This window comes from Methylocystis sp. B8 (assembly GCF_005771425.1).
Taxonomy (GTDB): domain Bacteria; phylum Pseudomonadota; class Alphaproteobacteria; order Rhizobiales; family Beijerinckiaceae; genus Methylocystis.
This window is the reverse complement of record NZ_VBTZ01000001.1, coordinates 722500-744544: the sequence shown is the minus strand read 5'-3', so window position 1 is coordinate 744544 and position 22045 is coordinate 722500. Positions and strand designations below refer to the sequence as shown.

Here is a 22045-nt window from a genome sequence, read left to right as displayed (position 1 = left end):
CCTACGCCTTGTCCTGGGCGATCGCCATGTTTTTTAATTCGGCGATCGCCTTCGCGGGAGACAAGCTCTTGGGGCAGACCTGGGTGCAATTCATGATCGTGTGACAGCGGTAAAGGCGGAAGATGTCGTCGACGTAGGAGACGCGGTCTTTCGTCGCTTCGTCGCGCGAATCCTGCACCCAACGGAACGCCTGCAGCAGCGCCGCCGGACCAAGGAAACGGTCGGCGTTCCACCAATAGCTCGGACAGGCCGTCGAACAACATGCGCACAGGATGCACTCATAAAGCCCGTCGAGCTTCGCTCGCTGCGCCGGCGATTGCAGCCGCTCCTTCTCCGGGTCGCGTCCAGCCCTCAGCCAGGGCTCAATCGCCGCATGCTGCTCGTAAAAGATCGTCAGATCGGGCACGAGGTCCTTGATCACCGCCATATGCGGCAGCGGATAGATTTTTATCGCGCCGTCGATCTCATCCATGCTCTTGGTGCAGGCGAGCGTGTTCAGCCCGTCGATGTTCATCGAGCATGAGCCGCAGATGCCCTCGCGGCAGGAGCGGCGAAAGGCGAGCGTCGGATCGATCTTGTTCTTGATCCAGATCAGCGCGTCGAGGACCATCGGTCCACAGTCGTCGACGTCGATGAAATAGGTGTCGATGCGGGGATTGGCGCCGTCGTCGGGACTCCACCGATAGATGCGCAGCTCGCGCAGCCGCTCAGCGCCTTCGGGCCTCGGCCACATCTTGCCTTCGCCGACAACGGAGTTCTTGGGTAACGCGAATTCGACCATGTCAATACACCCGCGCCTTCGGCTCGATGTAAGCGACTTCGTTCGTCATCGTGTAGCTGTGCACTGGGCGATAATCGAGGAAGGTCGTCTTCTTGTCGCGATCGATGGTCGCGAGCGTATGCTTCATCCAGTTCTTGTCGTCGCGCTTGGGGAAATCCTCGCGCGCATGGGCGCCGCGCGACTCGGTGCGATTGGCGGCGCTCTCCATCGTCGTGACCGCCTGCACGATGAGATTCTCATATTCCAGCGTCTCGATCAGATCGGAGTTCCAGATCAGCGAGCGATCGGTGATCCTCACGTCTGCGCTGTCGCGCCAGACCGCGTTGATCATTTCGACGCCTTCGGCGAGGACCTCGCCGGTGCGGTAGACGGCGCAATGCGACTGCATCGTCCGCTGCATCCTGTCGCGCAGCGTCGCAGTGGAAACCGAGCCATTGGCGTTGCGGAAGAAATCGAGCCGCGACAGCGCCAGATCGGCCGAGTCCGCCGGCAGTTCCGGCTGCGTGTCGTTTGGCTTTATGAGTTCAGCGGCGCGCAGTCCCGCGGCGCGGCCGAAGACGACGAGATCGATGAGCGAGTTGGAGCCGAGGCGATTGGCGCCATGCACGGAGACGCAGGCCGCTTCGCCGAGCGCCATCAGACCCGGCACCACCTCGTCAGGATTTCCGTCGCGCTTATGCAACGCCTCGCCGTGATAATTCGTCGGTATGCCGCCCATGTTGTAATGCGCGGTCGGTATGATCGGGATCGGCTGGCGCGTGACGTCGACGCCGGCGAAAATCATCGAGCTTTCGGAGATGCCCGGCAGGCGCTCATGCAGGATCGCCGGGTCGAGATGCTCCAGATGCAGATAAGCGTGGTCCTTAAGCTTGCCAACGCCCCTGCCCTCGCGCACCTCCATCGTGATCGCGCGCGAGACCATGTCGCGTGGCGCGAGATCTTTCACTGAGGGCGCGTAGCGCTCCATGAAGCGCTCGCCTTCGCTGTTCGTCAGATAGCCGCCCTCGCCGCGCGCGCCTTCGGTGATAAGGCAGCCCGCGCCATAGATTCCTGTCGGATGGAACTGCACGAACTCCATGTCCTGCAGCGGCAGTCCGGCGCGCAGCACCATGGCGTTGCCGTCGCCGGTGCAGGTGTGCGCCGAGGTCGCCGAGAGATAGATGCGGCCATAGCCGCCGGTCGCGAGCACGGTGAGCGCGGCGCGGAAACGATGAATCGTTCCGTCATCGATCTTTAGGCACACGACTCCGCGGCAGGCGCCGTGCTGATCCATGATGAGATCGATCGCGAAAAATTCGACGAAGAATTTCGTGTTGAGCTTCAGCGCCTGCCCATACATCGTATGGAGCATCGCATGGCCGGTGCGATCGGCGGCCGCGCATGTGCGCTGCGCCGGGGGACCGTTGCCGTAATCCGTCGTCATGCCGCCGAATGGACGCTGATAGATCGTTCCTTCCGTCGTGCGCGAGAAGGGAACGCCCCAATGCTCCAACTCATAGACGGCAGGCGGCGCGTTGCGGCACATATATTCGATCGCGTCCTGGTCGCCGAGCCAGTCGGATCCCTTGACGGTGTCGTACATGTGCCATTTCCAATTGTCCGGCCCCATGTTGCCGAGCGCGGCGGCGATGCCGCCTTGCGCCGCCACGGTGTGCGAACGCGTTGGAAAGACCTTGGTGACGCAGGCGACGTTCAGTCCCGCCTCGGCGCAACCGACGACGGCGCGAAGCCCCGAACCGCCGGCGCCGACGACGACGACATCAAAGGTATGATCGATGATCGGATAAGCCCGGCCGCCAACCGACACATTTGATGCAGGACCCTTTGCAACCATCACTGAGCTTTCTTGAATTTTGTTTGCGCAGCGCGCAGCGCCGATGCGGCGTTACAAGAGGAGATCATTGAGATCGAACAAACGCTGTCACGCTCACTGTTCTTGACTGCCGGTCGCATGGCCTATTTCGGCGCGGCGAGGAGAAGGATTGCGACGACCCAGAGCGCCGCGATCGCGCGCGACGCCCATAGATTGGCGACAAGCGCCTGCGCCTTCAAAGCGTCGTCGTGCACATAGTCTTCGATGATGTCGTCCATGCCCCGGCGGGCGTGGACCATGCCAATGACGCCAAAAACCAGAAGCACGATCGCGGGAATTGGTCTGGCGATTTCGGCGCGCACGCCGTCGAGCGTTTTCCCCGCTAGACCGAGAATCCACCAGGCGCTCAGCGCGCCGAGCGGGACCAGAGCATAAGAGGTGAGCCGCATGAAATGCGCGTGCGGCGAACCGCTGTGGTCGGAGACATAGGCCTCGCCGGGCTCGGTTCGACCGCTCTTGAACTTTGTCGTAACCGTCATGAGTTCGCTCCGCCTAGCTCGCCAGCGTTTTGAAGATCAAGACGAGCACCGTCAGCAGGATTCCGCCGACGAGAGTCCCTTGCGCCAGCAGTTCGCGCCCTCGGGGGTCCATGTAGAGGCCGCGGTCCCAAAGCGCGTGACGCACGCCGCCGAGCAGATGATGGAAGATCGCCCAGACGATCAACAGTATGATGAGATTGCCGATGAAGCCCGACGCGATCCAGGAAACGGCGGAGAATGCGCCACCGCCGATCGCCGCGCCGAGCAGAAAGAGCGTCAGAAACGCCATGCCGACGTAAAGCCCCGCGCCGGTGATGCGATGCGCGATCGACATCATCATCGTCAGGATGGGCTTGAAGATCGTCAGATGCGGCGACAGCGGCCGCCGGGCGGCGAGCCTGTCAATGTCGGCGTCGGCCATATGGAACCCTCTCGCGCGGCCGATCTGCTTCTCGGAACGCTTCCAAGCAGATAATTCAATTGTTGCAGCGCCGCAACCGCGAGGCGCTCACGCCTGAGAGCGCGCAAACTCAAAAGCCCCGGGGCCGGGGCTTTTTGCCGCGCTCGTCTCGACGACGCTCAGTAGGCCGCCATTGGCGGGCCAGGAGGCGCAAGGAGCCAGTTGAAGCGATAGTTGACGCCCGCGCGCACAGCATTGAGATGCGCGCGCTGCTGCGAGTCGCTCACGATGAAAGGACCGGCATAGAGCGGACCGTAATTGGCGCCGAGGTTGGTGTAGAGATATTCGACCTTGGCCGACCAGTTCGGCAAAAAGGCGTATTCGAGCCCGCCGCCAGCCGTCCAACCGGTGGCCGTCCGCGTTTGAGCGCCAAACCAATTGTTGATGCGCAGGTCGCCGTAGGCAAAGCCGCCCGTGCCGTAGACAAGCAGCTGCGTGTTCAGCAGCGACACGCCCGCCCGTCCGCGCACTGTGCCGAACCAGTCGACGCTGCGCCCCCAACCGCCGCCGCCGACGCTCGATCCCTGGAGATCGGCTTCGAGCCCGGCGACGAAGAGCGGCGTGAATTGATAATTGTAACCGATCTGGGCGCCGCCGATGACGCCGGCTGTATTCGACGCTCCTCCTGTAAACAGCCAATTCCCGCGATCTCGATCCAGCCAGCCGCCGCCGAGATTGAGACCGGCATAGAACCCGGTCCAGGTGAACATTGGCGGCGGCGGAATATAGGCCGGCGGCGCCTCCATGCGCGAAGGCAGGTCGGCGGCCGACGCGGACAAAACCGGCAGCAGAGCCGCGACGGCGAAGCCAAAAGCTCGTGTTTTCATCGGAACCTCGATGCTGCGTTTTTTTAAACGCCAGCGCCCCCGCCGGTTCTCAAATCAATGGCCAACCACGGCGCAATTGCGGAAGTTTTTGGTTCCTTTTCAGTGACTAAGAAAGATGCTTAGCGATCAGTTAATCGCCTGAAATCCGCGCCAGCCGCCTGCCGCTCGCCCAGAGCGCGACGAGCGCCAGCGAGGCGCAGAGAGCGCCCGCCCAAAAGGCGACAGCAGGCCCGAAAGCGTCCCAGAGCGCTCCGGCGCCGGCGCTTGCGACCAGCAGCGCGACGCCGCTCGTCAGGTTGAAAACCCCGAAGGCCGAAGCGCGCAGCGCCGCCGGCGCGACGTCAGCGACGAGCGCGGCGAGAAGCCCCTGGGTGAGGCCCATGTGCAGGCCCCAGAGCGCCACGCCCAGCCACACGAGCGGCATATGCTCGGCGACGGCGAGCGCGGCGTCCGCTGCAATCAGCGCGACAAGACCGGCCATCAGCGGCGTCTTACGATCGCCGCGATCGGAGAAGGCGCCGACGGGATAAGAGGCGCCGGCGTAGACAACATTCATCGCGACGAGAACCAGCGGCGCGATCGCCTCCGGCAGTCCGACGGCGCGCGCCTTCAAAATCAGGAAAGCCTCGGAAAATCGCGCGAGACTGAAGATGACGCCGATTGCGACAACGATCCAGAAGGGTCCGCCGAGCCGGCGGATTTCATCGCTATGCAGTGGAAAACGCGCCGGACGCGGCGGGCGAGAAGATTGCGGCTCGCGCACGCCAAGCGCCAGAACCGCGACAGCAAGCGCCGCCGGGATTGTCGCGATCCAGAACACTAGTGGAATGCTGTTGGCGGAGAGCCACATCACGGCCACCGCGACAGCCGGTCCCAGAAAGGCGCCGACCGTATCGAGCGACTGGCGGAGCCCGAAGGCCGCGCCGCGAACTGAAGCTGGCGCGATATCGGCGACGAGAGCGTCGCGCGGCGCGCCGCGTATGCCCTTGCCGACGCGATCGATGAAGCGCGCGGCCATAATCCAGGCGACATTCGGCGCGAGCGGAAACATCGGCTTCGTGAGCGCGGCGAGCCCATAGCCGATGATCGCGAGCTGCTTGCGCTGCCCAAACCAGTCCGAAAGCGCGCCTGAAAAGATCTTGACGATCGAGGCTGTCGCCTCGGCGACGCCCTCAATCACGCCGACTTCCGCCATCGAGGCGCCCATCGCGCCGACGAGATAGATCGGCAGCAGCGCATGGATCATCTCGGAAGAGAAATCCATGAGCAGCGAGACGATCCCGAGCGCCCAGACGCCGGAAGGTATGGCGCGCAGGCGGAAAAAGCTGCTGGCGTCGCTCATAAACTTAGAAGGCTCGCACGCTAACCCTCTCCCATTGGGAGAGGGTCGGTCCAAAGGACCGGGGTGAGGGTTATGGCCTCATAATGACGGCCAGAAGAGATTCCTCATCGCAATACGCAAACTCTAGCGAAGCGGAAACCCCTCGCCCGGCTGCTCCGCAGCCACCCTCTCCCGATGGGAGAGAGTAGCATGCATGACGGGGAACCCTATGCCTTCAGCGCCTGCGCCAGCCGCGCGATCCCATTCTCGATCTCTTTTTCGGTGAGCGCGACGAAGCCCAACATTAGCAGCCGGTCGCCGCCGTCATAGTCGTCGAAGCGCAGCGCCGAGCCCGTCGCCAGCGAACACACGCCGACGCCAGCCGCGAGCCCCCGCTTCTCCACTTCGGCCGCGTCCGGAAAACCATCCGGCAGCTTCCAGACGAGATGCATGCCGGCCTGATCGCCATATATCTCACACGCGCCGAAGTGATTCTTGAGCGCGCCAAGCAACGCGTCGCGCCGATCGCGATAGAGTTGGCGGATGCGGCGCAAATGGCGTCCGAATTCGCCGCTCGACATGAAATCCGCCATGGCCGCCTGTTCGAGCCAGCTTTGGCCATTGTTCATCAGCATTTTCATTCGGCGTCCCGCTTCGGCAAGACGGCGCGGCAGCACGACGTAACCCAGACGCAGCCCCGGCCCCATGCATTTCGAGAAGGTGCCGAGATAGATGACGCGCTCGTTGCGATCGAGCCCCTTCAACGCGGTGAGCGGCGAGCCGATGAAGCGGAAGTCGCTGTCATAGTCGTCTTCCATGATGTAGGCGTCATATTGCGTCGCCCAGGCGAGAAGCTCGAGCCGCCGCTGCAGGCTCATCGTCACCCCGACCGGATATTGATGCGACGGCGTGACATAGGCGACGGCGCCCTTCGTTTTTGGAAGCTGCGAGACGTCGAGCCCGTCCTGGTCGACAGACACGGGATGAAGCGTCGCGCCAAGGCTTTCGAGCACGAAAGCCGCGCCCTGATAACAGGGCGACTCGACGACAGCGGTCGAGCCCGGCGTGACGAGCAAGCGCCCGACGAGATTGAAGCCGTCCTGGCAGCCGCCAACGATGACGATCTGATCCGGATCTGCGACGACGCCGCGCGCCGGCGCGAGATGTTTGGCGATCGCGCGCCGTAGCTCCAATAGTCCGGCCGGGTCATTGTAGCTCGTAAGATTAGAGCCGACCGCTTTCAGGCGATTCTTGATGTGGTGCGACCAGGCCTTCAGCGGAAAGGACCTCGCATCCGGTCTTCCGACCCAAAAATCGGCAGCGAGACGCCGGCGCTCTGGATCAGCGAGGCGATGGGTACGCAGCGCGCCGCAGGGCGGAAGAACTTCCTCCGCGGCCCCCTCTTCTTGCGCGGGCGGCGCGCGATGATTGGCGGAGAGAAACGCCGTGTCCGGCAAATCGGGCGAGACGAAAGTGCCGACGTACGGTTTGGTGCGGATGTAGCCCTCGGCGATCAGCCGCTCGTAAGCCAGAACGGCCGTGTTGCGCGATACGCCGAGTTGGCTGCTCAGCTCGCGCGTGGTCGGCATTGGGTCGTCGCCCTTGAGCTGACCGTTGAGGATCATCGAGCGGATCTGGTCAAAGATCTGGTTCTGCAGAGTGTTCTTCTCTGAATCCGCCAGAATGATCGACAATTGCACATGCCCGCTCTTAACGATGGGCGCCGGGCGATCCGTAGTGGTGAAAGTCATCGCTGCACTCCCCCCTGGGCGAAGGCTAATGCGCTTTTCTCACAGACGCATAGGTCCACAGGGAATGTAAGCGCTGGCGCCACCTTTGGCTGCCCTTAGCCTGATGGGCCCAGCCAGAGAAATGCTCTGGCGCCATCAGGTTCCTCGCTCCTGGCGCTTTTACTTGGACGCCCATTGGGGAAAGCTGCGACCGTCCCTTTTAGAGACGCCAAAAGAAAATCGGGGAGACCAAAATGCCGTTTTCGAACTCGCGCCTCGTGCCGCTGGCGTTTTGGGTCGGCTTCCTAGCTCTGGGTCTCGCCACAAACATCAACCACGACCAGAAGCCGCTCGGTTTCGCGCGCGACAAGCAGGCAATGAACGTCGCCAGCGCCGCCGGCAAGCGGCTTCCCTTGCTGCTGATCCGCGATTTCAATCAGCCGGTCATCGGCGACTGAACGCTCGCCTTCCATGCTCCTCAGGCGCCGCCGCAAGCGGCTTTTTTTTGCGTTTAATTCCTCACGCTTTGCGCCTGGGCACGAGGCGGTTCAGCACTGTGATCGACAGGAAGCCGCCGATCCAGGCGCCAACCGCCGCGAAGGCCACATAGGCCCAATTCGACGTGTAGCTGATGACGGCGAACGCCGAGAGCAGATACCAGACGCTGCTCCAACTTGCAGCGGCGATGCGCCTGCGCTCCGACACAGCGGCGTTGAAGAACACATAGACCGCGTCGGTGATGGCGGTCGAGGCGGCGACGCCGACTGCGATCAACGGGTCAATGGCAGGCAGGTCCATGGTCTTCTCCGCTTTCGCTCAGTTTGGGCGCGAAGGCAGCTATGGACGGGAAGACAGTTGGAGACAATCGAGATTGGCGAGGCGAGCCGCCAATCTCTCGTTACGATTGCGGGTGCGCTTACCAGCGGCGTCGCCAGCCGCTCCACTGGCCGCCGCGGCGGCATCCGCCCCAGGGTCCCCGATGGCCGTAAGGACCGCAGCCGCCATAGACGAGATGCACAGAACTCTGGGAGTTGTCCGGGGCTTGAACCGGCATGGCGTCCGCTTCGGGGATGAAAGCCAACGCAAGACTCGCGCTGAGCGCAGCGACGCTCAGCAGTTTTTTGTATGTCATAAGGACAGTCCTTCGCGCTTGTTGCCGGCCGGTCAAGTGACCTCGGCGCATAACGCTATCGCCAATCGAAGCGAAGAACTAGAAACTGCAAAGATTGCGGTTAAGGCGCCACGGTTGGCGACAAATGTATCAGGACTCTGCCTCCGCCTCGCCCTCCTCGAAAGTAAACCCTAGCGACTCAGCCAAAGCCAGGCGCAGCAGCAAAATGGCCATTTGCTCGGGCAGCGGCTCACGGGTGACAGCCTCGAAAGAGAGTCGCAGCGCTATGCCCACGTCTCGCTGGATCACCAAGGAGGGCCGATCGTCGTCAGTTCGATTTGTCGGGAGCATGACGACCTCCTGACATCTAAACGAACTGACGCGTACGTAGTTCCCACAATGTTTTGAATTTAAGTTCATAATGTTTTGAATTTAAAGGTGAAGTCTCAGTCCGCGACGGCTCAGTCTTCGGATCGAATTGAGGGAATGGAAACCCGCCGTAGGGTCCTGACCGGGGCCGGACCTGTTCAGGTGACGTCTCTGCTTTGTGGCTGAAAGCAAAACGGCCCGTGTGGGGCCGACTGAATGGTGGGCGCGACAGGGATTGAACCTGTGACCCCTACGATGTCAACGTAGTGCTCTCCCGCTGAGCTACGCGCCCCTAAGCCACATGTAAGCGCCATGGGCCGGAGCGCCCGTCTATACTGGCGTACGTGGCGGCGCGCAAGCGCGCGCCCTCCCTGCGACGCTGTGGATCGCCTTCCAGCGCAAGCTATGGAAAAAATTGACGTTCGGTAAAGACCGAGCCTCCCTATACGCAAAAGATTTGTGACGTTGCGCGATTTCAAGTCTTGCGGCGAGCCTGCTTTGTGGCAGACTTATTACCCTTCCGCTCGTCCAGCGGAGAGAAGTTAAGGAGGTTTCGCATGTCCTTGCAGGGCCACATCGTCGAACTCCAACGCCGTCACGAGGCGCTAAAGAAGGAGATCGAGGAGGAACAGCTGCACCCCCACGCGGACGAATTGAAAATAGCGGAACTCAAGCGCAAGAAATTGCAAATCAAGGATGAGCTCGCCAAACTGTCGTGTAGCGAAACGCGCCACTAGCGTTTTCAGCTCGCTCCCTTGCTGCTTAATCGCCATGGGCGGAGAGAGATCTCCGCCTTATTTTTTGAAGCATTCGCGCCGCGGCGCGCGATTTGCGAGACCTCGTCCTTATGCCGGTCACCGAGCTTTACCGCGCCGAGACGTTGCACGAGGGTCTGGGCGAACCTTTCTTCGATCTTGTCGAACCCGCGACCTTCCCTAAACATCGGCTACGCTATCGCAATCAGCGCTGGGCCGCGCGGGTCGGGCTCGACGGACTCAGCGACGCGGAATGGATCGAGCATTTCGGGCGTTTTTCGCCGCTGCCGGGCGGGCTCGCGCATCCCTTAGCGCTGCGCTATCACGGGCACCAATTTCGCGTTTACAACGCCGATCTCGGCGACGGCCGCGGCTTCCTCTTTGCGCAATTGCGCGACGCGCAGGACGGACGCCTGCTCGATCTCGGCACCAAGGGCAGCGGCCAGACACCATGGTCGCGGCGTGGCGACGGACGACTGACGCTCAAGGGCGGCGTTCGCGAAATTCTCGCGACCGAAATGCTGGAGGCGCTTGGCGTCGACACCTCCAAGACCTTCAGCCTGATTGAAACTGGCGAGGCGCTCATGCGCGGCGATGAACCGTCGCCCACGCGCTCCAGCGTGCTGGTGCGCCTGTCGCATTCGCATATTCGCATCGGCACGTTTCAACGCCTCGCGTTCCACGATGACTCCGCAGCGATCGACACGCTCCTCGATCACGTCTGCCGCTATTATTTTCCAGCCATCGCCGATCTGCCGGCGTCCGATAGAGCCCTCGCCTTTCTCGAAGAGGTCGTGGCGCGGGTAGCTAAGCTCGGCGCGGGTTACATGGCGTCAGGCTTCGTTCACGGCGTGTTGAATTCCGACAATATCAACATCACGGGCGAGAGCTTCGACTACGGACCTTGGCGCTTCGCGCCAGTCTATGATCCAACCTTCACCGCCGCCTATTTCGACGAAATCGGGCTTTACTCATTTGGCCGACAGCCCGGCGCGCTCGGCTGGAATCTTTCCCGCTTAGCGGAATGCCTGATCCACCTCACCGGACCAAAGCTTGCCGAGAAGGTTCTCGCGACGTTTCCCGGCCGCATCCAGCAGGAATTTCGAGTGGCGCTGCTCAATCGTCTCGGCCTCGCCTCGGCCGGCGAAGAAGCTGACGCCGCGCTTGCGAAAGCTTTCGTTGACTTTCTCACAACGACGAAGGCCCCTTTCGAACAGGCCTTCTTCGACTGGCGCGGCGGATTGGCGTCCACTGAGCGCGCGAAAGGCAGCCCGTCGGCTGCCCATTACGAAGCTGAAGCGTTCGCGCCGGTTCGCGCCGCCTTGGCTCAACATCGGCCAGCCCCCAATGGGCGACTGGATCACCCCTATTTCCAGCACGAGACGCCCTGCACCATGTTAATCGACGAAGTCGAGGCGCTTTGGACGCCCATCGCCGAAAACGACGACTGGGCGCCGCTTTACGCCAAGATCGCGGCCATCGACGAGATGCGGAGCGCCTATAAATCATGAGGGAGCAATTCGCTTGAACTGCCCTTGGCCGCCGCGCGATAATTGCGCACCGGATAAATCGATTCCCGAGCGTCTAACGACGTTCGAGGGCGGCTGTCGATGAACGAAAATCAGAACGAGATCGACAAGGACGCCATCCGCGCTGAGGTTGAACGGCTGCGGCTGGAGCATCACGATCTGGAGACCGCGATAGGCGCGCTGCTGGCCGTTGGCGCGGCGGATCGGCTTCAGATTCAGCGGTTGAAGAAACGCAAGCTGCTGCTGCGCGACCGCATCGCCTATCTCGAAGACCAGCTCACGCCTGACATTATCGCTTAGACGCGGCGCTGTTACGATGACTTTGGCAGGAAGCCGAGCGCGCGCAACAGCAGCGGCATAGTGAGGCCCTGAACCACGATCGAAAACGCCACCACCGCGAAAGTGATGGCGACGATCTCGTTTCGCTGCGGCAGATCGTCTGGAAGCGACAGCGCGAGAGCGAGCGCCAGCGCGCCACGTAAGCCGCCCCACCACAGCACATGCTGCTCGCGCAACGAAATCTTCCAACGCGACGCGAGAAAGAGCGAGCTCAGCGGATAAACGGTGATGGCGCGCGCGCAGAGAACTGTGGCGATCGCTACGCCCAGGGGCTTCGCCCCCACGACGCCAAAAGGAATCATAGCCAGGTCCGCGCCAATCAATAGAAAAATCACGGAATTGGCGAGAAACGCCGCGAACTCCCAAAAGGACAGAACGAATTCGCGCCCCTTGAGACTGATGAAGCCGCCTCGCTCGCTCAGAAGGCCGAGATTTCCCATGAGAAGGCCAGCCGTCACCGTCGCCAGCACGCCGGAGACATGAAAATATTCGGCGATGAGGAAGGAGCCGAACGCAGCGATCGTCGTCAGCGCCGCTTCGATTAAATGTTCGGAAGTGCGCAGCGATGCAAGGATCGCGACGCCGCCGGACAGCGCCCCGACGATGACGCCGCCCAATACGACTTTCGCGAGAGTCATCGCGGTCGCCGCGGCGGTCTGATCCGCGCCGCCGCTTTGCGCGAACGTCAGCGCCATGACGAAAAGCACCGCCGCCGCGCCATCGTTGAGCAAGCTTTCGCTTTCAACGAGAAGCCGCATGCGGCCCTTGACTTTATTATCCTTGAACATGGCGATGATCGCCACCGGGTCGGTCGCCGCTATCAAAGCGCCGAAGACGAGCGCCGAAAATAAGGGCCAGCCCAGCAGCATGGTCATCGAACTCGCGACGACAACCGCGGAAACAAGCGTTCCAACGCCTGCGAGCGCGAGCAACGGCAGCGAATCTCGGATCAACTCGCGCCAGGAGAGAGTCAGCGCCGCCTCAAAAAGGAGCGGCGGCAAAATCAAGTCGAAAATCAGTTCGTGCGTCAGGTGTGGCGCGCCTACGCCCGATAGCGCGACCACCGCCCCCACGATGACAAGCCCGACCGTATAAGGCAGTCTGATCTGACGCGCGGCGATCGCAACCATCATCGCCACGGCCAGCACGATGACCGCTTGCCTCAGGCTTTCGTCCATGATGCGTCCGCCGATAAGAGAATCACGCGCTGTTCCTTAGCCCCGCGCCGCCGGCTCGCGAAGCGAAATCCGCCCACCACCCACGCCGATCGGGCGCTTGCCTATCGGGGAGCCATCGTCTATGCCGCATGGCTTCCCTTTGTAGAGGAAGCAAGAGTGGGCAAGTCCAGACCGCCCGTCGCCGTTATCATGGGGTCGCAATCCGACTGGGCGACGATGCGCCACGCCGTCGAAACTCTCGCGGCGCTCGATATCGGCTGTGACGCGCGCATCATCTCGGCTCATCGCACGCCCGAGCGCTTGTTCGCCTTCGCCAGGGCGGCCGAATCGGAAGGCTTCGAGGTTATCATCGCCGGAGCCGGCGGCGCCGCGCATCTGCCTGGCATGACCGCCTCGATGACGCCGCTGCCGGTTCTCGGCGTTCCGATCGAATCGGAAGCGTTAAAGGGCATGGATTCGCTCCTCTCCATCGTGCAGATGCCGGGCGGCGTGCCGGTGGGAACGCTCGCCATCGGCAAGGCGGGCGCAATCAACGCCGCTCTGCTCGCCGCCGCAATTCTCGCCCGCGCCGACAAGGCGCTCGCCACGCGCCTCGCCGAATATCGCGCTCATCAGACGGAGAGCGTGGCGGAAACGCCGCGCAAAGGCGCATGAGGCTCGCGCCCGGCGCGACGATCGGTATCCTCGGCGGCGGTCAGCTCGCGCGCATGCTCGCGATGGCCGGCGGGCGGCTCGGGCTGAAGGCGCATGTCTTCTCCCCCGTCGCCGACGACCCGGCGTTCGATGTCTGCGCGACGCGAACGCAAGCCGAATTTAACGACGAAGCGGCTCTCGCCGCTTTCGCCGAATCCGTCGACGTCGTCACCTATGAATTCGAGAACGTGCCCGCCCGCACGGCGCAAGTGCTCGAAGCGCATCGGCCCGTGCGACCCAATCCGAAGGCGTTGGCGCTCACTCAGGACAGGCTCGTCGAAAAAGAATTTGTGCAGAGCCTGCGCATTGCGACGGCCGAATTCGTCGCGGTCGACAATGCGGACGCCCTGCCCCGCGCGGTGGCGCAGCTCGGCCACAATTCGATCTTGAAGACGCGACGTCTCGGCTACGACGGGAAGGGCCAGACCCAATTGCGCGACGGCGGCGATCTTGCGGTCGCTTTCCGCACGCTCGGCGGCGCGCCATGCATTCTGGAAAGCGTCGTGCCCTTTACGAAAGAAGTATCTGTCGTGGCGGCGCGCGGATTGAACGGCGAATATCGCGCCTATGACGTGTGCGAAAACCTCCATGAGCACCACATTTTGGCGCAGACTCTGGCGCCAGCGGAGATCGCCAAAGACACGGCGACAAAGGCGATCGACATCGCACGACGCATCGCGGAGGCCGCCGATTACGTCGGCGTCATCGCAGTCGAAATGTTCGTCGTTGTCGATGGCGAGCGCGAAGCGCTGGTCGTTAATGAAATTGCGCCGCGCGTGCACAATTCGGGACATTGGACGCTCGACGGCGCGCTGACCTCGCAGTTCGAGCAGCATATGCGCGCGGTCGCCGGCTGGCCGCTCGGCTCAACGCGCCGCCATGGGCGCCGCGTCGAAATGCGCAATCTGATCGGCGACGACGTCAACGCCTGGCCGGAACTGCTGCGTGAAGACGGCGCCTGTCTGCACCTCTATGGCAAGAAGGAAACGCGCGCGGGCCGCAAGATGGGCCATGTGACGCGCGTCTTCGACGACTAAACGAGCCAGTCGCTGACGCGACTATGCGAACTCCATAATAACCGCGTCAACAGCGAGGCTGTCGCCAGGCTTGGCCAGGATTTTCTTGACGGTCACGTCTCGCTCGGCGCGCAGCACGTTCTCCATCTTCATGGCTTCGACCATGCACAATGCTTCGCCGGCTTTGACCTCCTGACCTTCCGCCACGTCGACGGTCTTCACGAGGCCAGGCATCGGACACAGAAGGTGCTTGGAGGCGCCGGCGTCCTTCTTCTTCGGCATGAAAGCGACGAGTTCGGCTTCACGCTGAGTATAGACGCGCGCCGTGACGTCGACGCCTTGATGCGACAGTGCGTAGCCATTGAGGATCGATCGCGCCTGCACGTAGACCGTGCGGCCGTCAACCTCGCCCTCGAGCACGAGTTCGCCCGGGCGCCATTGAGTTGAGACGCGATGAGCGCGCTGATCGCCCTCGGCAAAACGCACGATCAGCGCTTCGCCTTGCGCCTCGACGCAGACGTCGAATCTCTGGTCGCCCAGCATGCACACGCGTTCGCGCTCGAATTCAACCGGACGGCCGCCGCGCAACTGACCGGAAATCTTGCGTTTGCGCTCATTGCCAATGTGGTCCATCAGAGTCGCAATCGCGGCGAGCGTATGCGCCAGATCTCCCTGAGGCTCCTGCGGAGAAAATCCTTCCGGATATTCTTCGCTGATGAAGCCCGTCGAAAGATTGCCCGAGCGCCAACGCGGACTCTGCATCAGCGATGACAGGAACGGAATATTGTGACGAATTCCGTCGATCACGAAGCGATCGAGCGCGTCGGCCTGCGCGACGATCGCCCGAAGACGGTCTGGCGCATGCGTCACGAGCTTGGCGATCATCGGATCGTAGTGGATCGAGATTTCGCGGCCCTCGGTGACGCCCGTGTCGTTGCGCACCGTAACACCGCCTTCGCGCTTTTCTTCCGGCGGCTGATATTTGACCAGCCGTCCGATGGAGGGGAGAAAGTTGCGGGTCGGATCCTCGGCATAGATGCGGCTCTCGACCGCCCAGCCGTTGATCTTGACGTTTTCCTGCTTGAGTTGCAGCGGCTCGCCCGCCGCGACGCGGATCATCTGCTCGACGAGATCGATGCCGGTGATGAGCTCCGTCACCGGATGCTCGACCTGCAAGCGCGTGTTCATCTCAAGGAAGTAAAAGCTCTTGTCCTGACCCGCGACAAACTCGACCGTGCCGGCCGAATCGTAGTTCACGGCCTTGGCGAGCGCGACGGCCTGAGCGCCCATCTCACGACGGGTCTTTTCGTCGAGCAGCGGCGACGGCGCTTCTTCGATGACCTTCTGGTTGCGACGCTGAATGGAGCATTCACGCTCGTTCAAATGGATCACATTGCCGTGCTTGTCGCCAAGCACCTGAATTTCAATGTGGCGTGGATTGACGATGAACTTCTCGACGAAGACGCGATCGTCGCCGAAGGAAGACGCCGCCTCCGAACGCGCGCGCGTAAAACCTTCAATCACTTCTGCGTCGGAAAAGGCGATGCGCATGCCCTTGCCGCCGCCGCCAGCCGACGCCTTCAGCATCACCGGATAGCCGATATCCCGCGCGATTCTCACCGCCTCTTCGGCGTTCTCGATGACGCCGAGATAGCCAGGAACGACACTGACGTTGGCGGCGGACGCGAATTTCTTTGATTCGATCTTGTCGCCCATCGCCTCGATCGCCCGCGGATTGGGTCCGATGAAGACGATATTCGCTTCGGCGAGCGCATTGGCGAAAGCGGCGCGCTCGGAGAGAAAGCCATAGCCCGGATGCACCGCTTCGGCGCCGGTTTCCTTACAAGCGGCGACGATCTTGTCGATCAGGAGATAGGATTGGGCGGCCGGCGGAGGGCCAAGATGGATCGCTTCATCGGCCATTTCGACATGCAGCGCGTCGGCGTCAGCGTCGGAATAGACGGCGACGGTCGAAAGTCCCATGCGCTTCGCCGTCTTGATGATGCGACAAGCGATTTCGCCACGATTGGCGATCAGAATTTTACGAAACATTCCCGCCCTGCTGCCCCAATTTTTCAAGCATATTGGCGGGGGCGCTCAGAAAACGCCGTCGGCGCCCCCGCGACTGCCTTTAGCGCTTTGCGTCGCTCTCTTCGTCAGGCCGCCTCTCCTGAACGGAATCGACAATTCCGAATGTCCGCGCTTCCTCCGCCGACATGAAATGATCGCGGTCGAGCGTGCGCTCGATCGTTTCATAATCCTTGCCCGTATGACGAACATAGATGTCATTGAGCCGCTTCTTAACTTTCAGAATGTCTTCGGCATGGCGCTGGATGTCCGACGCCTGGCCTTGGAAGCCGCCGGACGGCTGATGCAACATGACGCGCGCGTTGGGGAGCGCGTAACGCAGACCGTCAGCGCCGGCGGCAAGCAGAAGCGAACCCATCGACGCCGCCTGCCCGACGCACAGCGTCGATACTTTCGGCTTGATGAACTGCATCGTGTCGTAGATGGCGAGGCCGGAGGTCACTACGCCCCCCGGCGAATTGATGTAGAGCGAGATTTCCTTCTTGGGGTTCTCGGACTCCAGGAACAAGAGCTGCGCGATGATGACCGACGCCATATGATCTTCGATCGGCCCGGTGACGAAGATGATGCGCTCGCGCAGCAGTCGGGAATAGATGTCGAAGCCGCGCTCTCCGCGCGAGGTGTTCTCGATGACCTGCGGGATAAGATATTGGTTGTAGTTTTCGATTGGATCGCGCATCGCGTATCGCCTCTGTGGGCCGGCGGAGGCCGATGCCAGCGCCGGAATTCTTGGACCCGTCATATATCCGCGCCCGCGCCGGACGAAAAGATTACATTGCGGTCATCGCCCCGCGGTTGACGTACCGTGCGCAGGAAGCCCGCCACGCCAATTAAGCGCCGCCGCCTGCGAGGAGCGACAGTCGAATGGCCGGCTATTCCTCGTCTTCCTTGAACAGCTCTTCGCGGGAGACGGTCTTGTCGGCGATTTTGATCAGCTTGGCGAGGTGGTCGACGACGCGCTCCTCGTAAATCGGGGCGCGGAGCTGGGCGAGCGCCTGCTCATTGTTGCGGTAATAGTCCCAGACGGCCTTTTCCTGGCCCGGGAACATGCGCGCCCGCTCGACCAAGGCGTCCGTCAGATCCTTCTCCTCCACCTTCACGCCGGCGCTTTTTCCGATCTCCGCGAGAACCAGCCCCAGGCGCACGCGTCGCTCGGCGATCTTACGGAACTCGGCCTTCGTCTCTTCCTCGGTCTTGCCTTCTTCGGCGATGGATTGGCCGGCCCGTTTGCTTTCCTGCTCGTGCTGGCCCCAGATATTGGCGAATTCCTGTTCTACAAGGCTTTCCGGCAGCTCGAACGAATAGCGGCTGTCGAGCGCATCTAGCAGCGCGCGCTTCAACTTTTCGCGCGAAGCCTTGTGGAAATCAGCCTCCAAGTTGCCGCGGACAGCGGTCTTCATCGCCTCAAGCGACTCGAAGCCGTATTTCTTGGCGAGGTCCTCGTCGAGGCCCAGCGTCTTGGGCGCCGAGACGGACTTCACGGTCACGTCGAACTCGGCCTCCTTCCCCGCGAGCTGCTTGGCCGCGTAGTCATCAGGGAAACGGACCTTGACGACGCGCTGCTCGCCAGCGGCGGCGCCCTCGAGCTGCTCCTCGAAGCCAGGAATGAAAGTTCCCGACCCCAGCACCAGATCGACGTCCCCGCCCGTGCCGCCTTCAAATGGCTCGCCGTCGAGCTTGCCCGTAAAATCAATGGTCAGCTTGTCGCCCTTCTCCGCCTTGGCGCCTTCGGCCTTGGCTTCGAATTCCTGGGCGCGCTCCGCAAGAGAGTTAAGCGCCTTTTCGATGTCGCCGTCCGCCACTTCAGCGACGGGTCGCTCGAGCGAAATGTCGTCGAAAGAACCAATGTCGAACTTGGGCAGCGTTTCGAAAGTGACGACATAGGAGAAATCCCCCTCGGCCGAGAGCGCGCGCTCGACTTCCTCTTGCCCTCCAGGGAAATCGATCTTCGGCTCGAAGGCGATGCGCAGCTCATTCTCCTCGACGATCTTGCGGTTGGCGTCGTTGACCGCCTCCTGCAATACGTCGCTCATGATGCTCTTTCCGTAGAGCTTCTTGAGGTGACCGATCGGCGCTTTTCCGGGCCGGAAGCCCTTGATCTGGCTTTTCGCTTGAAGCTCTGTGAGCTGTGCGGCGAGCTTGGCGGCGAGTTCGCCGGCCGGCAGCACCACCTTGTATTCCTGCTTCAAACCCTGCGAGGAGGTTTGCGTAACTTCCATTTCTATAGCCTTCTTAATGACTGCGACGCCGCCGGCGAGCGACGACGGTTATTCGACTGCCGCGGTCGTACGACTCTGGTGCGGGCGGAGGGAGTCGAACCCCCACGACTTTCGTCACCGGAACCTAAATCCGGCGCGTCTACCAGTTCCGCCACGCCCGCGATCGGCGGAAGGGCCGCCTTAATCCCTGCCCGGCAAACCGGAATCGCTTGAGACGAAATCGAACGAACGGCTTCCTCTCAAACGATCCTGTCCCCGAAAGGACGCGCCGTAGCTCGCCAAAGCGATCCAGAAGCGCGAACTCGATTCACCGGGCGCCGCTCTATAGCATGGACGCGGCGTGACGCCAGTCCGCCGCGATTACTGGGGCGCGACCCGGTGGTCCGCCCCGTCGAGGCCGCGGATCAGGGTGATGAGTTTTTCGTGTCCTTGCGGGTCGCGCCACTTCGCGTTGCAGAGCGTCGGACCGCAGACGACTTCCGGAAACTTGTATAGGGCCTTGCCCCCCGCGGTTTTTAATCCGTAGCCGACGTTCGGCTTCCAGCCGCCCGCCATCAGCGATTGGCGATAATCGGAATAGCCTTGCGAAGCCTGACCCCAAGCATTGAGCGGCAGAACGCAGCCTGCGGCGAAGAAACCGAAAAGGGCGGCGGCCAGTTTGATGCGTGGCGCTGTCATGTCTCGACTCTCCTTATGTTTTTGGCGGTTCTAGCGCTCTCTTAGCCGCCCGTGAAGAGTTGAGCGCCGGTCGTTGCCCTAGCGGCTGCTCTGGGCCATAGCTAGGCGCGATGTCAGAGCCTTTCTCTCGCCGCGCCGTGCTTTCCGGCGTCGCCGTCAGCCTGACGGCGCTGCCTGCGCTTGGACAGGTTCCTTCCGCCGGCTTGCGCATAATCGAAGCGCGGCCGGGAAAGGCGCGGCTGTCCGGCGCCCCTGAGACGAGCATTCTCGGTTTCGAAGGGGTCACGCCCGGACCTGTTCTGCGCTACAAACAGGGCGACGAACTCGCCGTGCGCTTCCTGAACAAGCTCGACCGGCCAGCGACCATTCACTGGCATGGGCTGCGCGGCGACAATGCGATGGAGGGCGTCGCGCCGCTGACGCAGGCGCCGATCGCGCCTGGGGCCTCCTTTGATTATCGCCGCAAGCTCGCTGATCCCGGCCTTTTTTGTTATAGGCCAAGTGTCTACGGCTTGACGCCGGAGCTTATGGGGCGCGGCCTTAAAGGCCTGCTTGTCGTGGACGAGCAAAACCCGCTGCCAACCGACGCCGACCTGCTTCTCGCGCTCGACGATTGGCGGCTCGACGACAATGGTCTGATCGTTAGCGGGTTCGACGATCCGGCGGCTGCACGAGGCATTGGCCGGCTAGGCCCGCTGCTTTGCGTCAACGGCAAAGCTGCGCCCGCCACGCAGAGCCTCGCCCCTGGCGCCAGGGTGCGGTTGCGCCTCGCGAACCTGAGCAATGCGCGCATCATGGTCCTGTCCGTTGTGGGCGCGCAGCCTTTCGTCATCGCCATCGACAGCCAACCGTGCGAGGCCTTTGAGCCAATCAAACGCAGCGTCCCGGTCGCGCCAGGCGCGCGCTTCGAACTGATGTTCGACATGCCGGAGACTGAGGGCGCAAAGGCCAATCTGACCCTGCGGGGTCCGAATGGCGAAGATCGCGACCTTTTGATCGTTGAGGCTAAAGGCCCGAAAGCTTCGAGACGTCCGCCTATAGCGTCGCTCCCCGAAAATCCTGCTCTTCCGCCAGAGATCAGGCTTGGCGACGCCAAAAAGGTCGATCTGGCGATCGAGCCGCGCAAAAGCGGCGCCGGGCCGGCCTGGATGATCAATGGCGGCCCGACGAAAGCCTACGAGGGCCCGCCGCTCTTCAAAGTCACGGCTGGAACCCCGGTGACGCTGGGCTTCATCAACAAGTCGGACGTCGCGCTGGCGATGCATGTTCACGGTCAATGCATGCGGCTGCTGCATGACCTTGACGATGGTTGGGAGCCCTATTGGCGCAACGGCGTGATCATTCCGCCTGGGAAAACCAAACACGCCGCTTTCGTCGCGGCGTCGCCTGGCAAATGGGCGATCCATGATGATATTCTGGAACACGAAGCCGGCGGCTTGGCGACCTGGTTCGAAGTCGCATAGCGAAAGCTGAATAGACCGCGAATAACTTCTTGCGGCCGGACGCAGTTCTTGCGATTGCCTGGCACGTTGCCTTAATCAAAGGCGAAAATAGCCCGCATAACGTTGCGCCGATCCTATATAGAGGGACGTCAATAACATTTAGCCTTCATCTGAGCTTGCCTTTACAGCGGCCCTCTAGCTGAAATCTCCCTGTAAAATAGAAATTGGGGTCGAAGACAATGTCGGCGTTGAAGACTTTGCCTCCCAAGGACCCTGGGGAGTTTCCGAATTGGCAGTTCGGAACGCTGGACATCGAATATCAAGCGGAAACTCAATCGATCTGGATGAATTACAGAACTGATGCGCCGCAGTGTTACACACTTTTGATGTTACTAGAGTTACTCCAGTTTCGCGACTCTCTACGTGACTTTTATCATGCCAAGATGAACGCAATCTGGCCGTGCCGCTACCTTGTAATGGCATCGAAGAAAGCAGATGTATTCTCGCTCGGGGGAGATCTAGAAAGCTTCTCTACTGCTATTCGTAACAATGATTTAGCTAAACTTCGTATTTACGCTCACGCTTGCGTCGATCTTGTATATAGCTATTCGCGAAGTCTCGATCTGCCGATAGTTACCCTGGCTGCGGTGCATGGGCAGTGCCTGGGCGGCGCGATGGAAGCCGCAATGGCGTTCGACTTCATCATCGCCGAAGAAAATGCGATGTTTGGCCTACCCGAAGTGATGTTTAACACTTTTCCTGGCATGGGTGCTGTAACGATGCTGTCGCGCAAGGTTGGACCTGCCCTCGCTCAGCGGATCATCCTGGAAGGACGTTCTTATTCGGGACGGCAGATGTATGACCTCGAAATAGTCGACGCGCTGGCGGCGCCGGGCGACATCCGCTCAGCCGCGCGCTCTTGGATGGCTGCAAACGGCGAAACCAGCTGGCGACGACGGCGCGTGATCGCTGAAGCGCGTCGGCGCGCGCACCCCATCACCTACGATGAATTAATTCGTATTACGGATTTATGGGCAGAAACCTCCTGCCGTATAGGTCCCAATGATCTGCGACACATGGAGCGGCTGATCCGGGCGCAGCGTCGTCTTTCACATATGCGCTCTCCTGACGCCCCATCAGACTGCTCCAATTAAGGA

At 61.7% G+C, this 22045-nt stretch carries 23 protein-coding genes and 2 tRNA genes; 8 read left to right on the top strand and 17 right to left on the bottom strand.

All coding sequences use genetic code 11. The features are described from left to right. Position 1: 1 nt before the first annotated feature. From FEV16_RS03540 to FEV16_RS03510, 7 genes are all read right to left on the bottom strand, one after another. Positions 2 to 781, bottom strand: coding sequence for a succinate dehydrogenase iron-sulfur subunit (locus tag FEV16_RS03540; RefSeq protein ID WP_138166187.1), 780 nt, complete (start codon positions 779 to 781; stop codon positions 2 to 4). Between the two features lies 1 nt (position 782). Beyond that, a complete protein-coding gene (gene sdhA, locus FEV16_RS03535; protein ID WP_138166469.1) occupies positions 783 to 2615 on the bottom strand; it encodes a succinate dehydrogenase flavoprotein subunit in 1833 nt (610 codons plus the stop codon). Between the two features lie 122 nt (positions 2616 to 2737). Continuing rightward, the gene (gene sdhD / locus FEV16_RS03530) at positions 2738 to 3133 is read right to left on the bottom strand and encodes a succinate dehydrogenase, hydrophobic membrane anchor protein (RefSeq protein WP_138166186.1); all 396 of its coding nucleotides are present in this window, start codon (positions 3131 to 3133) and stop codon (positions 2738 to 2740) included. Between the two features lie 13 nt (positions 3134 to 3146). Then, positions 3147 to 3554 carry a succinate dehydrogenase, cytochrome b556 subunit gene (sdhC, locus tag FEV16_RS03525; RefSeq protein ID WP_138166185.1) on the bottom strand — a complete coding sequence of 136 codons (408 nt, stop codon included), beginning with the start codon at positions 3552 to 3554 and terminating at the stop codon, positions 3147 to 3149. A gap of 158 nt (positions 3555 to 3712) precedes the next feature. Next, on the bottom strand, positions 3713 to 4420 hold the full coding sequence (locus FEV16_RS03520) for an outer membrane beta-barrel protein (protein WP_138166184.1): 708 nt from the start codon (positions 4418 to 4420) through the stop codon (positions 3713 to 3715). A gap of 130 nt (positions 4421 to 4550) precedes the next feature. Beyond that, positions 4551 to 5762, bottom strand: a complete 1212-nt coding sequence (locus FEV16_RS03515; protein WP_138166183.1) for an MFS transporter — start codon at positions 5760 to 5762, stop codon at positions 4551 to 4553. Positions 5763 to 5968: 206 nt separating this feature from the next. Further along, a complete protein-coding gene (locus FEV16_RS03510; RefSeq protein WP_138166182.1) occupies positions 5969 to 7492 on the bottom strand; it encodes a PLP-dependent aminotransferase family protein in 1524 nt (507 codons plus the stop codon). A 233-nt stretch (positions 7493 to 7725) separates the two neighbouring features. Here FEV16_RS03510 and FEV16_RS03505 point away from each other — a divergent pair, with 233 nt between their 5' ends. Beyond that, positions 7726 to 7929, top strand: a complete 204-nt coding sequence (locus tag FEV16_RS03505; protein WP_138166181.1) for a hypothetical protein — start codon at positions 7726 to 7728, stop codon at positions 7927 to 7929. A gap of 61 nt (positions 7930 to 7990) precedes the next feature. Here the strand turns inward: FEV16_RS03505 and FEV16_RS03500 are convergent, their stop codons facing one another. The 4 genes from FEV16_RS03500 to FEV16_RS03485 all read right to left on the bottom strand — a co-directional run bounded on the left by FEV16_RS03500 (position 7991) and on the right by FEV16_RS03485 (position 9243). Further along, positions 7991 to 8269: a hypothetical protein gene (locus tag FEV16_RS03500; protein WP_138166180.1), complete on the bottom strand. Its 279-nt coding sequence runs from the start codon at positions 8267 to 8269 to the stop codon at positions 7991 to 7993. 118 nt (positions 8270 to 8387) lie between these two features. After that, positions 8388 to 8603, bottom strand: a complete 216-nt coding sequence (locus tag FEV16_RS03495) for a hypothetical protein (protein ID WP_138166179.1) — start codon at positions 8601 to 8603, stop codon at positions 8388 to 8390. Positions 8604 to 8732: 129 nt separating this feature from the next. Beyond that, entirely contained in the window at positions 8733 to 8933 is a 201-nt protein-coding gene (locus tag FEV16_RS03490; RefSeq protein ID WP_138166178.1) for a hypothetical protein, read from the bottom strand. A gap of 235 nt (positions 8934 to 9168) precedes the next feature. Continuing rightward, positions 9169 to 9243 (bottom strand) — tRNA-Val (locus FEV16_RS03485). Between the two features lie 265 nt (positions 9244 to 9508). On the opposite strand from FEV16_RS03485, the gene FEV16_RS03480 reads away from it, so the two are divergent. The 3 genes from FEV16_RS03480 (at position 9509) to FEV16_RS03470 (ending at position 11535) form a co-directional block, all read left to right on the top strand. Further along, on the top strand, positions 9509 to 9688 hold the full coding sequence (locus FEV16_RS03480; RefSeq protein ID WP_138166177.1) for a DUF465 domain-containing protein: 180 nt from the start codon (positions 9509 to 9511) through the stop codon (positions 9686 to 9688). A 110-nt stretch (positions 9689 to 9798) separates the two neighbouring features. Beyond that, positions 9799 to 11217 (top strand): protein adenylyltransferase SelO, encoded by a 1419-nt coding sequence (locus FEV16_RS03475; RefSeq protein WP_138166468.1) that lies wholly within the window; start codon positions 9799 to 9801, stop codon positions 11215 to 11217. A gap of 99 nt (positions 11218 to 11316) precedes the next feature. Next, positions 11317 to 11535 carry a DUF465 domain-containing protein gene (locus FEV16_RS03470; RefSeq protein ID WP_138166176.1) on the top strand — a complete coding sequence of 73 codons (219 nt, stop codon included), beginning with the start codon at positions 11317 to 11319 and terminating at the stop codon, positions 11533 to 11535. A gap of 11 nt (positions 11536 to 11546) precedes the next feature. On the opposite strand, the gene FEV16_RS03465 is transcribed toward FEV16_RS03470, so the two are convergent. Continuing rightward, entirely contained in the window at positions 11547 to 12752 is a 1206-nt protein-coding gene (locus FEV16_RS03465) for a sodium:proton antiporter (protein ID WP_138166175.1), read from the bottom strand. A 189-nt stretch (positions 12753 to 12941) separates the two neighbouring features. On the opposite strand from FEV16_RS03465, the gene purE reads away from it, so the two are divergent. Continuing rightward, positions 12942 to 13406 (top strand): 5-(carboxyamino)imidazole ribonucleotide mutase, encoded by a 465-nt coding sequence (purE, locus tag FEV16_RS03460; RefSeq protein ID WP_138166467.1) that lies wholly within the window; start codon positions 12942 to 12944, stop codon positions 13404 to 13406. After that, complete coding sequence (locus FEV16_RS03455; protein WP_138166174.1) at positions 13403 to 14482, top strand: 5-(carboxyamino)imidazole ribonucleotide synthase; 1080 nt, start codon at positions 13403 to 13405, stop codon at positions 14480 to 14482. Before purE ends, FEV16_RS03455 begins: the two co-directional genes overlap by 4 nt. Positions 14483 to 14503: 21 nt before the next feature. On the opposite strand, the gene FEV16_RS03450 is transcribed toward FEV16_RS03455, so the two are convergent. From FEV16_RS03450 to FEV16_RS03430, 5 genes are all read right to left on the bottom strand, one after another. Then, the gene (locus FEV16_RS03450) at positions 14504 to 16513 is read right to left on the bottom strand and encodes an acetyl/propionyl/methylcrotonyl-CoA carboxylase subunit alpha (protein WP_138166173.1); all 2010 of its coding nucleotides are present in this window, start codon (positions 16511 to 16513) and stop codon (positions 14504 to 14506) included. Positions 16514 to 16592: 79 nt separating this feature from the next. Next, entirely contained in the window at positions 16593 to 17228 is a 636-nt protein-coding gene (clpP, locus tag FEV16_RS03445) for an ATP-dependent Clp endopeptidase proteolytic subunit ClpP (protein ID WP_138166172.1), read from the bottom strand. 193 nt (positions 17229 to 17421) lie between these two features. Continuing rightward, positions 17422 to 18768 carry a trigger factor gene (gene tig / locus FEV16_RS03440; protein WP_138166171.1) on the bottom strand — a complete coding sequence of 449 codons (1347 nt, stop codon included), beginning with the start codon at positions 18766 to 18768 and terminating at the stop codon, positions 17422 to 17424. A 76-nt stretch (positions 18769 to 18844) separates the two neighbouring features. Then, positions 18845 to 18929 (bottom strand) — tRNA-Leu (locus FEV16_RS03435). A gap of 199 nt (positions 18930 to 19128) precedes the next feature. Further along, on the bottom strand, positions 19129 to 19446 hold the full coding sequence (locus FEV16_RS03430; protein ID WP_138166170.1) for a hypothetical protein: 318 nt from the start codon (positions 19444 to 19446) through the stop codon (positions 19129 to 19131). A gap of 110 nt (positions 19447 to 19556) precedes the next feature. Here FEV16_RS03430 and FEV16_RS03425 point away from each other — a divergent pair, with 110 nt between their 5' ends. Together FEV16_RS03425 and FEV16_RS03420 are read left to right on the top strand one after the other, a co-directional pair. Further along, positions 19557 to 20909, top strand: coding sequence for a multicopper oxidase domain-containing protein (locus FEV16_RS03425; RefSeq protein WP_138166169.1), 1353 nt, complete (start codon positions 19557 to 19559; stop codon positions 20907 to 20909). Between the two features lie 218 nt (positions 20910 to 21127). Then, the gene (locus FEV16_RS03420) at positions 21128 to 22042 is read left to right on the top strand and encodes a crotonase/enoyl-CoA hydratase family protein (protein ID WP_138166168.1); all 915 of its coding nucleotides are present in this window, start codon (positions 21128 to 21130) and stop codon (positions 22040 to 22042) included. Positions 22043 to 22045 lie beyond the last annotated feature (3 nt).

Coding starts and splice junctions, on each gene's coding strand:
- FEV16_RS03515 (WP_138166183.1), bottom strand. CDS start 5,762: ATGAGCGACGCCAGCAGCTTTTTCCGCCTGCGCGCCATACCTTCCGGC.
- FEV16_RS03520 (WP_138166184.1), bottom strand. CDS start 4,420: ATGAAAACACGAGCTTTTGGCTTCGCCGTCGCGGCTCTGCTGCCGGTT.
- FEV16_RS03475 (WP_138166468.1), top strand. CDS start 9,799: ATGCCGGTCACCGAGCTTTACCGCGCCGAGACGTTGCACGAGGGTCTG.
- FEV16_RS03430 (WP_138166170.1), bottom strand. CDS start 19,446: ATGACAGCGCCACGCATCAAACTGGCCGCCGCCCTTTTCGGTTTCTTC.
- FEV16_RS03455 (WP_138166174.1), top strand. CDS start 13,403: ATGAGGCTCGCGCCCGGCGCGACGATCGGTATCCTCGGCGGCGGTCAG.
- tig (WP_138166171.1), bottom strand. CDS start 18,768: ATGGAAGTTACGCAAACCTCCTCGCAGGGTTTGAAGCAGGAATACAAG.
- clpP (WP_138166172.1), bottom strand. CDS start 17,228: ATGCGCGATCCAATCGAAAACTACAACCAATATCTTATCCCGCAGGTC.
- purE (WP_138166467.1), top strand. CDS start 12,942: ATGGGGTCGCAATCCGACTGGGCGACGATGCGCCACGCCGTCGAAACT.
- FEV16_RS03420 (WP_138166168.1), top strand. CDS start 21,128: ATGTCGGCGTTGAAGACTTTGCCTCCCAAGGACCCTGGGGAGTTTCCG.
- sdhD (WP_138166186.1), bottom strand. CDS start 3,133: ATGACGGTTACGACAAAGTTCAAGAGCGGTCGAACCGAGCCCGGCGAG.
- FEV16_RS03500 (WP_138166180.1), bottom strand. CDS start 8,269: ATGGACCTGCCTGCCATTGACCCGTTGATCGCAGTCGGCGTCGCCGCC.
- FEV16_RS03450 (WP_138166173.1), bottom strand. CDS start 16,513: ATGTTTCGTAAAATTCTGATCGCCAATCGTGGCGAAATCGCTTGTCGC.
- FEV16_RS03490 (WP_138166178.1), bottom strand. CDS start 8,933: ATGCTCCCGACAAATCGAACTGACGACGATCGGCCCTCCTTGGTGATC.
- FEV16_RS03505 (WP_138166181.1), top strand. CDS start 7,726: ATGCCGTTTTCGAACTCGCGCCTCGTGCCGCTGGCGTTTTGGGTCGGC.
- FEV16_RS03425 (WP_138166169.1), top strand. CDS start 19,557: ATGTCAGAGCCTTTCTCTCGCCGCGCCGTGCTTTCCGGCGTCGCCGTC.
- sdhA (WP_138166469.1), bottom strand. CDS start 2,615: ATGGTTGCAAAGGGTCCTGCATCAAATGTGTCGGTTGGCGGCCGGGCT.
- sdhC (WP_138166185.1), bottom strand. CDS start 3,554: ATGGCCGACGCCGACATTGACAGGCTCGCCGCCCGGCGGCCGCTGTCG.
- FEV16_RS03510 (WP_138166182.1), bottom strand. CDS start 7,492: ATGACTTTCACCACTACGGATCGCCCGGCGCCCATCGTTAAGAGCGGG.
- FEV16_RS03470 (WP_138166176.1), top strand. CDS start 11,317: ATGAACGAAAATCAGAACGAGATCGACAAGGACGCCATCCGCGCTGAG.
- FEV16_RS03465 (WP_138166175.1), bottom strand. CDS start 12,752: ATGGACGAAAGCCTGAGGCAAGCGGTCATCGTGCTGGCCGTGGCGATG.
- FEV16_RS03480 (WP_138166177.1), top strand. CDS start 9,509: ATGTCCTTGCAGGGCCACATCGTCGAACTCCAACGCCGTCACGAGGCG.
- FEV16_RS03540 (WP_138166187.1), bottom strand. CDS start 781: ATGGTCGAATTCGCGTTACCCAAGAACTCCGTTGTCGGCGAAGGCAAG.
- FEV16_RS03495 (WP_138166179.1), bottom strand. CDS start 8,603: ATGACATACAAAAAACTGCTGAGCGTCGCTGCGCTCAGCGCGAGTCTT.